12 protein-coding genes are annotated in these 14304 nt (G+C 63.5%); 11 read left to right on the top strand and 1 reads right to left on the bottom strand.

The window, feature by feature from the left end; all coding sequences use genetic code 11:
• Positions 1 to 157 precede the first annotated feature (157 nt).
• Positions 158 to 442 carry a DUF5779 family protein gene (locus tag OB905_05680; protein MCU4925479.1) on the bottom strand — a complete coding sequence of 95 codons (285 nt, stop codon included), beginning with the start codon at positions 440 to 442 and terminating at the stop codon, positions 158 to 160.
• 164 nt (positions 443 to 606) lie between these two features.
• Between OB905_05680 and OB905_05685 the strand changes: the two genes are divergently transcribed.
• The 11 genes from OB905_05685 (at position 607) to OB905_05735 (ending at position 14277) form a co-directional block, all read left to right on the top strand.
• Positions 607 to 1947, top strand: a complete 1341-nt coding sequence (locus OB905_05685; GenBank protein ID MCU4925480.1) for a DUF362 domain-containing protein — start codon at positions 607 to 609, stop codon at positions 1945 to 1947.
• A gap of 124 nt (positions 1948 to 2071) precedes the next feature.
• Complete coding sequence (locus tag OB905_05690; GenBank protein MCU4925481.1) at positions 2072 to 3331, top strand: 2-isopropylmalate synthase; 1260 nt, start codon at positions 2072 to 2074, stop codon at positions 3329 to 3331.
• Between the two features lie 292 nt (positions 3332 to 3623).
• The gene (gene ilvB, locus OB905_05695; GenBank protein MCU4925482.1) at positions 3624 to 5441 is read left to right on the top strand and encodes a biosynthetic-type acetolactate synthase large subunit; all 1818 of its coding nucleotides are present in this window, start codon (positions 3624 to 3626) and stop codon (positions 5439 to 5441) included.
• Positions 5442 to 5493: 52 nt separating this feature from the next.
• The gene (gene ilvN, locus OB905_05700) at positions 5494 to 6159 is read left to right on the top strand and encodes an acetolactate synthase small subunit (protein ID MCU4925483.1); all 666 of its coding nucleotides are present in this window, start codon (positions 5494 to 5496) and stop codon (positions 6157 to 6159) included.
• A complete protein-coding gene (ilvC, locus tag OB905_05705) occupies positions 6152 to 7201 on the top strand; it encodes a ketol-acid reductoisomerase (protein MCU4925484.1) in 1050 nt (349 codons plus the stop codon). The genes ilvN and ilvC overlap by 8 nt, the downstream gene beginning before the upstream one ends.
• A gap of 6 nt (positions 7202 to 7207) precedes the next feature.
• A complete protein-coding gene (gene leuC / locus OB905_05710) occupies positions 7208 to 8629 on the top strand; it encodes a 3-isopropylmalate dehydratase large subunit (protein ID MCU4925485.1) in 1422 nt (473 codons plus the stop codon).
• Positions 8626 to 9309 (top strand): 3-isopropylmalate dehydratase small subunit, encoded by a 684-nt coding sequence (leuD, locus tag OB905_05715; GenBank protein MCU4925486.1) that lies wholly within the window; start codon positions 8626 to 8628, stop codon positions 9307 to 9309. The genes leuC and leuD overlap by 4 nt, the downstream gene beginning before the upstream one ends.
• A gap of 83 nt (positions 9310 to 9392) precedes the next feature.
• Positions 9393 to 9602 (top strand): hydrogenase expression protein HypA/HybF, encoded by a 210-nt coding sequence (locus tag OB905_05720; GenBank protein ID MCU4925487.1) that lies wholly within the window; start codon positions 9393 to 9395, stop codon positions 9600 to 9602.
• Between the two features lie 111 nt (positions 9603 to 9713).
• The gene (locus tag OB905_05725; GenBank protein ID MCU4925488.1) at positions 9714 to 10904 is read left to right on the top strand and encodes an inositol-3-phosphate synthase; all 1191 of its coding nucleotides are present in this window, start codon (positions 9714 to 9716) and stop codon (positions 10902 to 10904) included.
• 628 nt (positions 10905 to 11532) lie between these two features.
• Complete coding sequence (locus tag OB905_05730) at positions 11533 to 12651, top strand: BMP family ABC transporter substrate-binding protein (protein MCU4925489.1); 1119 nt, start codon at positions 11533 to 11535, stop codon at positions 12649 to 12651.
• A 54-nt stretch (positions 12652 to 12705) separates the two neighbouring features.
• Positions 12706 to 14277 (top strand): ABC transporter ATP-binding protein, encoded by a 1572-nt coding sequence (locus OB905_05735; GenBank protein MCU4925490.1) that lies wholly within the window; start codon positions 12706 to 12708, stop codon positions 14275 to 14277.
• Positions 14278 to 14304 lie beyond the last annotated feature (27 nt).

A 14304-nucleotide genomic window follows, 5' to 3' on the forward strand; every position in this document is an offset into this window, starting at 1 on the left:
ACCCGCCCTAGGGACTGGCCAGGCATAAACGTCAGAGTGGAGGCGAACACAGTGTAGAAGCGAGCGTCAGTGGAGAGGCGAACGCAGCATGGCGGCCAGGCCGTTCAGCCGAGCACCGCCTGATGTTGCCCTGGATCACCCGGTTGGGTCGTGACAGTTAGAGCTGGTCGGTATCGACGTCGATTCCGGGCGGCGCGACGATCAGAAACCCCCGGAAGTGAACGAGGCTGCCGCCTGACTCTTTGATGTCACGGGCGAAACCCGACGCGAGTTCGTTGACGTCGCCTTCGACACAGAGGACCAGTACGTTTCCGGTGGAGACGGTCTCGAGCCACGTCTCGGGGTCTGTCGTGCCGTCGAGAATGCCGAGGACCACGTTCCCCTCGAGTTCTTCGTCGATGTGCTCCTCGACCGCCTGGAGATCGAGGTCGAAGTTGGCCATGTGTGCTCGCTCGAATCGAGGCGGCAAAAATATTCCTACTAGAGAACGTCCAGCAGGTCCCCCGTAGCGTTCCAGAACGTGTTCCGAGAAGGGACCGTCCCACCTGCTGTCGCAGCGCTGCCCTCACGGCCACACTTATTATCCACACTCGCTACAGCCGAGGTATGTCACAGCCTCTGTCGGCGCGCGGTCTCGCGGTCCCCGAGGAGACGATCCGCGAGGCCTGCGGCGACCCGCCGCTCCCCGAGTTTGGCGTCATCGAACAGACCTGGGAGACCGATCCCATTCCGCCCGGAAAAATTCGAGAACGCGCCGCCAAAGCAGCCACAGAGCTCCCGTTTTCGGACATCCCTCCCGGCGGCGAGGTCGCCCTCGGCGTGGGAAGCCGCGGGATCGCGAACCTCCCGGAGATCGTCGCTGGTGTGGTCGACGCCGTTTCCGAGGCCGGCTACGAGCCGTTCGTCGTGCCGTCGATGGGGAGTCACGGGGGGGCGACGGCTGCCGGCCAGCGGGAGATGCTCGCGGAACTCGGCGTCACCGAGTCCGCGATCGGCTGTGAGATTCGCTCGAGCATGGACGTCGTCGAAGTCGGGCGGACGCCGGATCGGGACGTGCCCGTCGTGACCGACGCGAACGCAGCTGAGGCCGATGCGATCCTTCCGATCAACCGCGTCAAGCCCCACACCGACTTCGACGGGACGGTCGAGAGCGGCCTCTCGAAGATGCTCGTCATCGGGATGGGTAAACAGCGCGGCGCCCAGATCGCCCACAGGTGGGCCGTCGACTGGTCGTTCCGGCGGATGATCCCCGAGATCACCGATCAGTTACTCGAGGCGCTCCCGATCGTCGGCGGCGTCGCGATCGTCGAGGACCAACGTGACGATACGGCGCTGATCGAGGGCGTGGCCCCGAGTGGCTTTCTCGACCGCGAAGCGGAGTTGCTCGAACGCGCCTACGACCTGATGCCGACGCTTCCGTTCGACGAGCTCGACGTGGTCGTCTTCGATCGACAGGGAAAGGAGGTAAGCGGACAGGGAATGGACACGAACGTGATCGGCCGGCGCCCGTTCGCGATCAACGAGCCCGCACCCGAACAACCGGAGATCAAGCGGATCTACACCCGCGGGCTGACCGAGAAGACCCACGGAAACGCGATGGGCGTGGGGTCGGCCGACGTCGTCCACGCGGACGTCGCCGCTGAGTTGGATGCGGAGACGACGCTGATCAACGCGCTGACGGCGAGTACGATCCGCGGCGTGAAGCTCCCGCCCGTCGTCGAAACCGACCGCGCGGGCCTGATCGCGGCGCTGTCGACGATCGGGGTCGTCGATCCCGAGACGGTGCGCGTCCTTCGAGCCGCGGACACGATGCACCTCTCGCGGCTGTACGCCTCTCCGGCGTTGGTCGAGGCAGCACGTGAGCGCGACGATCTGCGGGTAGTCGAAGAGCCGTCGCCGATTGCGTTCGAGGATGGCGAGTTTCGCGCACCGTCGCTGCGCGAGTAACGGAGGAACGCGATCGGAGCATCCGCAGCCACGAATACGCCCGCAAATCGTATAAGATATCCGTAGATGTGCTCTCAGCAACTCTTCCGGACGAGATCTACCCATGCGACAGCGTCAGCTTTATATGTCCAGTCGCCCTCGGATCCTGATACCATGTCTACACCAGACACCGGCTCTGAGACCCCTCAGGGCGGTCGAGTTCTTCCAGGGCACGTTAGACTCCACTGACGAAATCGACGCTGCACGCGTCTTCGATACGACCCTCCGGGACGGCGAGCAGTCGCCCGGCACTTCGTTCTCGTACGACGACAAGCGCCAGATCGCCGCGATCCTAGACGAAATGGGGACCCACGTCATCGAGGCCGGCTTCCCCGTCAACTCGGACGCGGAGTTCGAGGCCGTCCGCGACATCGCGTCGTCGACGTCCACGACGACCTGTGGTCTGGCCCGCGTCGTCGACGAAGATATCGAGGCGGCGCTGGATTCGGGCGTGGAAATGGTTCACACGTTCGTCAGCACCAGCGACGTCCAGATCGAAGATTCGATGCACGCCACTCGAGACGAGGTCGTACAGCGCGCAGTCGAGTCGGTCGAGCGTATCACGGAGGCGGGAGCAATCTGTATGTTCTCGCCGATGGACGCGACGCGAACCGACGAGGCGTTCCTGATGGACGTGATCGAGGCGGTCACGGAGGCAGGAACCGACTGGATCAACATTCCCGACACCACAGGCGTCGCGACGCCCACGCGGTTCAAGGCCATGATCGAGAAGGTCTGTGCCCACACCGATGCGCGGATCGACGTCCACACCCACGACGACTTCGGACTGGCCACCGCCAACGCCTTGGCTGGGATCGAAGCCGGTGCGGATCAGGCGCAGGTGTCAGTCAACTCCATCGGCGAGCGAGCGGGCAACGCCGCCTACGAGGAGTTCGTGATGGCCGTCGAGTCGCTGTATCAGACCGATACGGGGATCGACACGACACGCATCACCGAGCTCTCGAATATCGTCGAGGAGAAAAGCGGGATGGAGACGCCAGGCAACAAGCCGGTCGTCGGCGAGAACGCCTTCTCCCACGAGAGCGGCATCCACGCCGCCGGCGTCATCGAAAACTCCGATACCTTCGAGCCCGGCGTCATGACCCCCGAGATGGTCGGCGCCGAGCGCCGGCTGGTCATGGGGAAACACACGGGAACCCACTCCGTGCGTGAGCGCCTGCACGAACTGGGCTTTGACCCAAGCGAGGAGCAGGTCCGCGCGGTCACGCGCCGGGTCAAAGACTACGGCGCGGAGAAACGTCGGGTCACCGTCGACGACTTAGAGCGCTTCGCCGAAGAGGCCGACGTCGAGCGCCAGGAGACCCAGGAGGAGGTGCACGTTTAGTCATGTGCGCCTCGTTCGCACGCGATCCCGAGCGTCGGCTGTACCGGACGATGCGGAACAATTATGTATCACGAACGAACTACAGAGAGAGTAATGAGGACTCCTGTGCAAGAATCGACCGCTTCGGTCGACAGCAGCACGTCCATTTCGCTCGCGATCGTAGGGGCGGCCTAGCCCCTCATACCCCCTCTTTGTCCCGTTCGGAACCCGTATCGACCTCACAGCGACCAGCCAGTCAACACATGACCCGACACCACCACTATCGACGCCAGCAGACGGGGGGAGGATCCCAATGAGCGAGCGCGCTGCACCGATCTCCTCGTCGAGCGACCCGGACGAACAGCCAACAGACCACACAAGCGACGCGGAGGCCGAGACACCGTCGGACGAGGCCGCCGGCATTCCGGAGGACGACCGGACGCCAGTCACGACAGGCGCTGAAGCGGTCATCCGCGCACTCGAGAACGCGGGCGTCGAGTACGCCTTCGGCGTGCAGGGCGGGGCGATCATGCCCGTCTACGACGCGATCTACGACTCCGAGATCTACCACGTGACGATGGCCCACGAGCAGGGGGCCTCGCACGCAGCAGACGCCTACGGAATCGTCGCCGGCGAGCCCGGCATCTGCCTGGCGACTTCGGGCCCGGGTGCGACCAATCTCGTTACCGGCATCGCGGACGCCGACATGGACTCGGACCCGATGCTGGCGCTGACGGGCCAGGTCCCGACGGAGATGGTGGGCAACGACGCCTTCCAGGAGACCGATACGACGGGCGTCACGATGCCGGTCACGAAGAACAATACGTTCGCTGCCGACCCGGACCGCGTCGGCACGGACGTCAGCGAGGCGTTCGCGCTCGCCCGCGACGGGCGGCCCGGACCGACGCTCGTCGACCTGCCGAAGGACGTTACCCTCTCGGAAACCGACAGCGAACCCGGCGAGCCGAAAGTCCCCGAGACCGTCGAGGTCCAAGAACGGGCCGATCCGGAGATCGTCGCGGCCGCGGCCGACCGCATCGAGAACTCCCAGAAACCCGCCATGCTGCTCGGCGGCGGCGTGATCAAAGCCGAAGCCAGCGACGCGTGGCGCGAGTTCGCGATCGAACACGAGATTCCGGTCATCACGACGATGCCCGGGCTGGGCTCGTTCCCCGAAGACCACGAGCTCTCGATGGAGATGGCCGGCATGCACGGCACCGGCTACGCCAACATGGCCGTCAGCCACTGTGACACGCTGATCGCGGTCGGAACGCGCTTCGACGACCGCCTGACCGGCGGCATCGAGACGTTCGCGCCCGACGCGGAGGTCATCCACGTCGACATCGATCCGGCAGAAATTTCGAAGAACATTCACGCCGATTACCCGCTGATCGGCGACGCCGGCGAGGTCGCAGCCCAGCTTTCCGACGCGGTCACGGAGTCCCCGACGGCCACGAAGTGGCGCGCCCAGTGCCAGCAGTGGAAATCGGACTACTCGATGGCCTACGAGACGCCCGACGACGAGCCCCTGAAACCGGAGTTCGTCGTCGAGGCCTTGGACGAGGCGACGAGCGATCGCGCGATCGTCACCACAGGCGTCGGCCAACACCAGATGTGGGCCTGCCAGTACTGGACCTACACCGAACCTCGGACGTGGGTTTCGAGCCACGGGCTGGGGACGATGGGGTATGGCTACCCGGCCGCCGTCGGCGCCCGGCTAGCCGCCGACGACGACCAGGAAGTGATCTGCATCGAGGGCGACGGCTCGTTCCTGATGACACTCCAGGAACTGGCGGTCGCTGTCCGAGAGAACCTGGATATCACCTGCGTCGTCCTCAACAATCAGTACGTCGGGATGGTTCGCCAGTGGCAGGACGCCTTCTTCGAGGGGCGACACTCCGCCTCGGAGTACAACTGGTGTCCCGAGTTCGACAAGCTGGCCGAGGCGTTCGGCGCCAAGGGCTTCCGGATCGACGACTACGACGAGGTCGCCGACACGATCCAGGAGGCACTCGCCTACGACGGGCCGTCGGTGATCGACGCCCACATCGATCCGCAGGCGAACGTCTACCCGATGGTGCCAAGCGGCGGCGACAACAACCAGTTCGCCCTCTCGGAGGATCAACTATGACTGTTGGACAAACGCCATCCACCCGCACACGAACCACACGGAGGTGGTTCGCATGACAGGAGGATTAGACGGACCAGCACCCGAAGAGCGTCCGGTTCCCCAGGGTCGACGAACACCGCAGGGTGTCCGAATCGATCCCGAGGTCGAGGCCCAGTACGAGTCTCGGCGCACGGTCATCTCGGTGCTCGTCGAGCACGAGCCCGGGGTGTTAGCGGAGGTCTCCGGCCTCTTCTCTCGACGCCAGTTCAACATCGAGAGCCTCACCGTCGGTCCCACGGAAGACGAGAGTCGCGCGCGAATCACGCTCGTCGTCGAGGAGACCGACCCCGGAATCGACCAGATCAAGCGCCAGCTCCGGAAGCTGGTGCCGGTCGAGACCGTCCGCGAACTGGAGTCAGACGCGATGCGACGGGAGCTCGCGCTGATCAAGGTCAACGCGACGCGGCCAGACCGGGTTGCCGCGATCGCAGACATGTACGGCGGCAAGAGCGTCGACGCGAGCCCGGAGACGGCGACGATCGAGCTCACCGGCTCGCGCCAGAAGATCGATGCGGCGATCGAATCGTTCGGGCAGTTCGGCATCCGCGAAATTTCGCGGACGGGCGTCACCGCGTTGGCCCGTGGCACGTCGGACACCGCTCGCGAGACCACGCCGGAAGAATCGACACAGACACAAGAGACCAACGCGGCGATGCAAACACACGCAGACGATGACTGAAGACTTCACCACCGAGATCTATTACGACAGCGACGTAGACGAATCGTATCTGGCAAACACCACGGTCGCGGTCTTAGGCTACGGCAGCCAGGGCCACGCCCACGCGCTGAACCTCCACGAGAGCGGCGTCGACGTGATCGTCGGCCTGCGCGAGAGCTCCGCGTCCTGGGACGCCGCCGAGGAGGACGGGCTCACGGTCGCGACGCCGGCAGAGGCGTGTTCGGAAGCCGAGGTCATCTCCGTGCTCGTCCCCGACACCGTCCAGCCGGCGGTCTACGAGAACGCGATCGAGCCGAACCTAGAAGACGGCGACACGCTCCAGTTCGCCCACGGCTTTAACATCCACTACAACCAGATTCAGCCGCCCGAACACGTCGACGTGACGATGATCGCGCCGAAGTCGCCGGGCCACCTCGTCCGCCGTAACTACGAGAACGGCGAGGGGACCCCGGGACTGCTCGCGGTCTACCAGGACGCGACCGGCGACGCCGAAGGACGCGCGCTGGCGTACGGAAAGGGAATCGGTTGTACTCGCGCGGGCGTCGTCAAGACGACGTTCAAAGAGGAGACCGAAACCGACCTCTTCGGCGAGCAGGCTGTCCTCTGTGGCGGCATCGCCGAGCTGATCAAGGTCGGCTACGAGACGCTGGTCGACGCCGGCTACAGCCCGGAGATGGCCTACTTCGAGTGCATGAACGAGATGAAGCTCATCGTCGACCTCATGTACGAAGGTGGACTCGGCGCGATGTGGGACTCGGTTTCTGACACCGCCGAGTACGGCGGGCTGACCCGTGGTGACGACATTATCGACGACCAGGTCCGAGCCAACATGGAAGAGACCCTCCGGCAGGTCCAGGAAGGCGAGTTCGCCACCGAGTGGATCGCCGAGAACCAGGCCAACCGGCCCGTCTACACGCAGCTGAACGAGGCCGAGAAGAACCACGAGATCGAGGACGTCGGCGAGCGTCTCCGCGCGCTGTTCGCCTGGGAGGGTGAGGAGACGGAGAGCGACGACGAGAAAACGCGCGTCCAGGCCGACTGATAACCGATGAGCGAGGGAACACTCTACGACAAGGTGTGGGATCGCCACACTGTGACGACGCTGCCGACCGGACAGGACCAGCTGTTCGTCGGCCTCCACCTCATCCACGAGGTAACGAGTCCGCAGGCGTTCGGGATGCTGCGAGAACGCGACCTCGAAGTCGCCTACCCAGAACTCACCCACGCGACGGTCGACCACATCGTGCCGACGGCGGACCAGTCCCGACCGTACAAGGAAGACGCCGCCGAGCGGATGATGTCTGAACTCGAAGAGAACGTCCGCGAGGCGGGGATCGAGTTCTCGGACCCCGACAGCGGCGACCAGGGGATCGTCCACGTCGTCGGCCCGGAGCAGGGACTCACCCAGCCCGGGAAGACGATCGTCTGTGGCGACTCCCACACCTCCACGCACGGCGCATTCGGCGCGCTCGCGTTCGGAATCGGTACCAGCCAGATCCGAGACGTGCTCGCGACGGGCACCATCGCGATGGAGAAACAGAAGGTCCGTAAGATCCAGGTCGACGGCGAACTCGGCGAGGGCGTCGAGGCCAAAGACATCATCCTGGAGATCATCCGCCGACTCGGCACCGAGGGCGGCGTCGGATACGTCTACGAGTACGCCGGCTCCGCGATCGAGAACCTCGGGATGGAGGGCCGGATGTCGATCTGTAACATGTCGATCGAGGGTGGCGCCCGCGCGGGCTACGTCAACCCCGACGAGACCACCTACGAGTGGCTCGAAGAGACCGACTACTTCCAGGAGAACCCCGAGAAGTTCGACGAGCTCAAACCCTACTGGGAGTCGATTCGCTCCGACGCCGACGCCGAGTACGACGACGTCGTCACGATCGACGCCGACGAGCTCGAGCCCGTCGTTACGTGGGGGACGACCCCCGGTCAGGGAGTCGGCATCACGGAGCCGATTCCGGCGCCCGAAGACCTGCCCGAGGACAAGCAGGAGACCGCCCGACGCGCCCAGGAGCACATGCGCGTCGAGCCCGGCGAGACGATGGACGGCTACGAGATCGACGTCGCCTTCCTCGGCTCCTGTACGAACGCCCGCCTGCCCGACCTACGCCGCGCGGCGAAGATCGTCGAGGGGCAGCAGGTCCACGAGGACGTCCGCGCGATGGTCGTCCCCGGCAGCCAGCGCGTCCAAGCCACTGCCGAGAAAGAGGGGCTCAAAGACACCTTCGAGGAGGCCGGCTTCGAGTGGCGAAACGCCGGCTGTTCGATGTGTCTGGGCATGAACGAAGACCAACTCGAGGGCGACGAGGCCTGTGCCTCCTCCTCGAACCGGAACTTCATCGGCCGCCAGGGATCGAAAGACGGGCGCACCGTCCTGATGAACCCACGGATGGTCGCCGCGGCGGCGATCTCCGGAGAGGTCACTGACGTGCGCGACCTCAAGGAGGTGAGTCTGGTATGAGCCGCGAGGATGAGCGAAGCGAATCCTCGGAACGAGGGAGCGGTGGAACCGCGACCGAGGAGATTCCGTCGGTCGAGTCCGTCTCCGGAACGGGCATCCCGATCCGGGGCAACGACATCGACACCGACCAGATCATCCCGGCCCGCTTCATGAAGGTCGTCACCTTCGACGGACTGGGCGAGTTCGCGTTCTTCGACGTCCGCTTTGACGACGAGGACAACCAGAAAGACCACCCCATGAACGAGGATCGGTTTCAGGACTCCTCGGTGATGGTCGTCAACAGCAACTTCGGCTGTGGCTCCTCGCGCGAGCACGCTCCCCAGGCCCTGATGCGTTGGGGTATCGACGCGATCATCGGCGAGAGCTTCGCCGAGATTTTCGCGGGGAACTGTCTGGCGCTCGGTATCCCGACCGTGACGGCCGACAGCGAGACGATCCAGGAACTGCAGACGTGGGTCGAGGACAACCCCGACGCGGAACTCGACATCGACGTCGACGCCGAGACCGTCACGTATGGTGACGAGACGATCGACGTCACCGTCGACGAGGCCCAGCGCAAGGCCTTAGTCGAGGGTGTCTGGGACACGACCGCGCTGATGAAAGCCAACGCGGGCGAGGTCCAGAAGAAGGCAGCGGAGCTTCCCTACGTCGAGGACGCGACGGTTCCGGACGCAGAATAGCGAGCCAACCGGGAATTTTGCGGCGATCAGTCCCGATTTGCGGGGGAACAGATATATTGTGGTTGCCGGCCGTAGCTACGTGTATGCCGGAACACTGCCCCCACTGTGGCGAACTCGTCAACGCGGTCCGAAAGAACCCAGACGACGGACGCCCCTACGAAGTGTGGCAATGTGCGGACTGTGATGAGGAGTGGCGCCACCCCGAGGAGACAGTGTTGAACCGCGACCTGGACTTCAGCGCGAATAAGAACCAGGTGTCACGGCGGGATGCAGACACCGACCAGACCTGGTAAGCGCGTCGAATGCGATCACGACGTCGGCCGACTCCGGCGCCAGAACGGAAAGAGCAGGGCCGAAGCCCCGAGTAAGACAAGGTTTTTAACGATTTGAACCAAGCAGCAGGTATGAGAACCGGAGTGTGGCTGGTGGGGGCACGAGGCAACGTCGCGACCGTCTCGATGGTGGGCGCGCGAGCGATCGCTCGCGGCGTTACCGATACGACCGGAATGGTTACCGCCCGGGAGCCGATGGCGTCGCTCGACCTGCCGGCAGTCGACGACCTCGTCTTCGGCGGCCACGACATTAGAACGCAGAGCATCGAACAGACCGCAGAGGAGGCGAACGAGGGCGGCGGGGTCCCGAACCGGGCGACGCTCGAGGCGGTCCGCGAGGACCTCCGAGAGATCGACGAGCGCGTCAACATCGGGACGGCCCAGCGCTGCGGGCAGGTCGTCGAGGAGATTTCGGATGAGACGACCGACGAAGAAACCGTCGAGTCGATCGTGGCCCAGATCCGGGAGGACTACGCCGACTTCGCCGAGCAGGAAGACCTCGACCGCGTCATCGTCGTCAACGTCGCCTCGACGGAGCCGCCGATCGCCGACGCCGCAAAGTACGACACACTCGACGCCTTCGAGACGGCGATCGAGGAAGACGACCGGGAACTGCCCGCGAGCACGCTTTACGCCTACGCTGCGCTCGTCGACGGCCATCCGTTCATCAACTTCACGCCGAGTACCGGGACCGCGCTGGGCGGCCTGGAGGAACTCGCCGAGACGAACAACGTCCCCCACATGGGTCGAGACGGCAAGACCGGCGAGACGCTCGTGAAGTCGGCGCTCGCGCCGATGTTCGCCGGCCGAAACCTGCAGGTACTCTCCTGGGAGGGGCACAACATTCTCGGCAACCAGGACGGACTCGTCTTGGAAGACGACGCGAACAAGGCGGGCAAGATCGAGAGCAAGGGAAGCCTCTTAGAGGAGATACTGGGCTACGAGACCCACAACGCGGTGCGGATCGACTACACGCCCTCGCTTGGCGACTGGAAGACCGCCTGGGATCACATCCACTTCCAGGGATTTCTCGACACCAAGATGAAGATGCAGTTTACCTGGGAGGGCTCCGACTCCGCGCTTGCCGCCCCCCTCGTCTTAGATCTGGTCCGTCTCGTGGCGTTCGCCGACGAGCACGGCGAGGGCGGGAGTCAGCCACAGCTCGCTTCCTTCTTCAAATCACCTCAGGGAGTCGACGACCACGACCTCTCCCGCCAGTTCCAGCGGTTGTACGATTACGCCGACCACCACCTCGATCGATAATCGCCAGTTCGCGGGTACGATCGTCGAGACAGTCGGCAATGGACTGTGGTATCGCGATTTCAGGGTAGGAAATCGAGTGAACAACCAGTGGCAACTACGACTCGAGACCGTCGACCGTGTACCACCCTACAGCCCACATAATTCCCGTTCGAGCGTGCTCGACGAACGATTCTTCCTTCCAGCTCTCGTGGGTGTGTCCGCTCGTGGGACAATGACGCGCGCGAGAGAGACACACACCTCGAGCGGTTCGAATTGTGGTCGAAACCGCCTGCAGAACGGCATCGATGGGGGCTCGATCGGTCAGCCAATGATTACTCGGCCAGAGAGTAGAGACGCAAACGGTGGGGAGACCGTGAGCGATACTCCCTCGGCGGAGCAAAGTTGTTCATCCGTGAGAAACCATGCCGTAATTGAGTGCAGGAGGTGCCAAATGGGGACGACAGATAGCATACCGAGTCAGAAGGCTGTCGTATTTTCAGTAGAAAAGTGTGCCGATCTGCTCGAAACAGGCACAGCTAGAAAGACGATAATTTCGGGGTAACACGACGTAACTATCCGATTGAGCGTCTGCAGATACCATTGGATATGAATAATTTTTTATGGTGGGAGTGGCATCTGGGTTAGTGTAATGTCCCGCAGGACAGACGCACGCAACGGTTCCGCAGATTCGAACAGTACGACCACGTCGGTCGATCGACGTACCGTCCTCCGCACGGGGGCAGCAAGTGCAGCAGCCATCAGTGGGATGGCGCTGGCCGGCTGTATCGGTGGCGGCGGCGATGGCGACCAGGTCGCGATCATCTCGAGCCCAGCAGGCTTCGGTGACCAGGCGTTCAACGACAACGCTCGCAGCGGACTCGAAGAGGCAGCTGACGACTTCGGTTTCGAACTCAACGACGTCGAGGCGACGGACGAGACGGAGTACGAGTCCCAGCAGGCAGACCTCGCCGAGACGGAAGACTATGACCTCATCGTGATGGTCGGCGAGCAGCACCTCGACCCCCTCGAGACCAACGCCGACGAGTACCCAGATCAGTACTGGATGCTGATCAACAACCACGTCGAGGGCGCCGACAACGTCTCGGGATGGATCGAGATGAACAACGAGATGTCGTTCCTCGCCGGCGTCGCAGCGGCAACGCTCACCCACGAGGATATCTCGGAGAACGACAGCGAGACCGACCCTGACGAGAGCATCGTCGGCTTCGCTGGCGGTGAGGACATCCCGCTGATCAACGCGTTCGAGGAGTCCTACAAGGAAGGTGTCGAGTGGGTCGACAGCGACATCGAAGTGCTCGACGGCTACGGTGGCAGCTTCTCCGACCCTGACGGCGTCAACAACGTCGCAGAGTCACAGTTCGACGAGGGCGCAGACATCGTCTGGCACGCCGCCGCCGCAGCCGGCGCCGGCGCGTTCAGCGCTGCCCAAGACAACGGCCGCTTCGCACTGGGCGTCGACGACGACCAGTCGGTCTCGAGCGAGGAGTACTCCGACGTCATCCTCGGCTCGGCGATCAAAGCACTCAACCAGGCAACCTACGACGTTGCCGAAGCCGTCTACGAGGACGACTGGGACTCGATGTCGGGCGAGCAGAATCTGAGTCTCGAGAACGAGGGTATCGACTTCATCACCGGCCAGGACTTCGAGGACGTCGATCTCGGAGATCTCGACGACAACATTCAGCAGGCGAAAGACGAGTTCGCGGAAGGCGAAATCGAACTCAGCTGCGGACCGACCAGCTGCTAACCGACTCCGTCCTCTTTCAGATCGTATTTATGGGAGCATTTCAAAGGGAGCATCATGGCTACGAGTAACGAACCGCCCGCGGTCGAACTCGAAGGAATCACGAAGACCTTCGGAGACGTCGTGGCGAACAACGAGGTCGATCTCACCCTTGAGAAGGGGTCGATCCACGCGCTCCTCGGCGAGAACGGTTCCGGGAAGACGACGCTGATGAGCGTCCTCTACGGGCTGTACGACCAGGACTCGGGATCGATTTCCGTCAACGGAGAGCCCCTGACAGTTGACTCTCCGCGTGACGCGATGGATGCCGGGATCGGGATGATCCACCAGCACTTCCAGCTGGTCAAACCGATGACCGTGCTTCAGAACATCGTTCTGGGGAACGAGCCAACGGAAGGCGGATTCGTCGACGAGGCAGATGCCGCAGCTGACATCGAAGAGATCTGTTCTCGCTACGGATTCAACGCCGACGAGTACCTCCACACGCCGGTCGAGGAACTCGACCTCGGCACGCGCCAGCGTGTCGAAATTATCAAAAGTCTCTACCGCGGCGCCGAGATCCTGATTCTCGACGAACCGACAGCGGTCCTCACGCCCCAGGAGGTCGATGGGCTGATGGAGGTTATGAACGACCTCAGAGACGACGGGCGGTCGCTCATCTTCATCTCTCACAAGCTAGACGAGGCACTCGAGATGGCCGACGACATCACCGTCTTGCGCGACGGAAACGACGTGGGAACCGTCAAGGCCAGCGAAAGCGACGAGAACGAACTGGCGAAGATGATGGTCGGACGCGAAGTGCTGTTCGACCGACTCGAACGAGAGACAACGAGTGGGTCGCCGGTTCTCGAGGTCGACGACCTCTACATGCGCGACGACCGCGACCTGGAGAAGGTTCGCGACGTCGACCTGACAGTTCGCGAGGGCGAAATCCTCGGTATTGCCGGCGTCCAGGGGAACGGACAGACCGAACTCGTCGAAGCGATCACCGGCCTTCGTTCGGTCGAATCGGGTACGGTCCAGTACCACGGCGAGGACATCACCGAGATGAGCCGGCGGGATCGGATCGAAGAAGGAATCGCGTACATCCCGGAAGACCGACACACGGAAGGGCTCGTTCTCGAGTACGATCTGGTAAAGAACGCGCTGCTGGGGAACCAGACGATCGAGCCCTACGCCAATGGCTCGTGGCTCGACTGGGATGCGGTACAGGAGCACGCAGAGGAAATCATCGAGGAGTTTGACGTCCAGCCGCCGAACGCGGCGGCACAGTCCTCGTCGCTGTCCGGCGGGAACCAGCAGAAGTTCATCGTCGGCCGCGAGATCGGACACGATCCAGACGTGATGGTCGCCTCTCACCCGACCCGAGGCGTAGACATTGGATCGATCGAGTTCATTCACAACCGTCTTATCGAACTCCGCGATGCGGGACTCGGGATCATCATGGTCTCCTCGAAGCTCGAGGAGATCCAGAAGCTCTCGGACCGCGTCGCCGTGATGTACGAGGGTGAATTCGTCGACGTGGTCGACCCAGAAGCGGTAACCGAGCGCGATCTCGGTCTGCTGATGGCCGGCCACCAGCTCGAGGAGACAGACACGGCCGAAAGCGAAGAGGGGGTGCAGGCATGAGCGGCGAAGAACGGTCGATGCTCGACC

The sequence above is a fragment of the Halobacteria archaeon AArc-dxtr1 genome, assembly GCA_025517425.1.
GTDB lineage: Archaea > Halobacteriota > Halobacteria > Halobacteriales > Natrialbaceae > Halostagnicola.

Excerpts from the sequence above, each read along its gene's own strand:
- leuC (MCU4925485.1), top strand. The coding sequence starts at position 7,208 with ATGAGCGAGGGAACACTCTACGACAAGGTGTGGGATCGCCACACTGTG.
- OB905_05685 (MCU4925480.1), top strand. The coding sequence starts at position 607 with ATGTCACAGCCTCTGTCGGCGCGCGGTCTCGCGGTCCCCGAGGAGACG.
- ilvB (MCU4925482.1), top strand. The coding sequence starts at position 3,624 with ATGAGCGAGCGCGCTGCACCGATCTCCTCGTCGAGCGACCCGGACGAA.
- OB905_05680 (MCU4925479.1), bottom strand. The coding sequence starts at position 442 with ATGGCCAACTTCGACCTCGATCTCCAGGCGGTCGAGGAGCACATCGAC.
- OB905_05720 (MCU4925487.1), top strand. The coding sequence starts at position 9,393 with ATGCCGGAACACTGCCCCCACTGTGGCGAACTCGTCAACGCGGTCCGA.
- OB905_05730 (MCU4925489.1), top strand. The coding sequence starts at position 11,533 with ATGTCCCGCAGGACAGACGCACGCAACGGTTCCGCAGATTCGAACAGT.
- OB905_05735 (MCU4925490.1), top strand. The coding sequence starts at position 12,706 with ATGGCTACGAGTAACGAACCGCCCGCGGTCGAACTCGAAGGAATCACG.
- ilvN (MCU4925483.1), top strand. The coding sequence starts at position 5,494 with ATGACAGGAGGATTAGACGGACCAGCACCCGAAGAGCGTCCGGTTCCC.
- leuD (MCU4925486.1), top strand. The coding sequence starts at position 8,626 with ATGAGCCGCGAGGATGAGCGAAGCGAATCCTCGGAACGAGGGAGCGGT.
- OB905_05690 (MCU4925481.1), top strand. The coding sequence starts at position 2,072 with ATGTCCAGTCGCCCTCGGATCCTGATACCATGTCTACACCAGACACCG.
- OB905_05725 (MCU4925488.1), top strand. The coding sequence starts at position 9,714 with ATGAGAACCGGAGTGTGGCTGGTGGGGGCACGAGGCAACGTCGCGACC.
- ilvC (MCU4925484.1), top strand. The coding sequence starts at position 6,152 with ATGACTGAAGACTTCACCACCGAGATCTATTACGACAGCGACGTAGAC.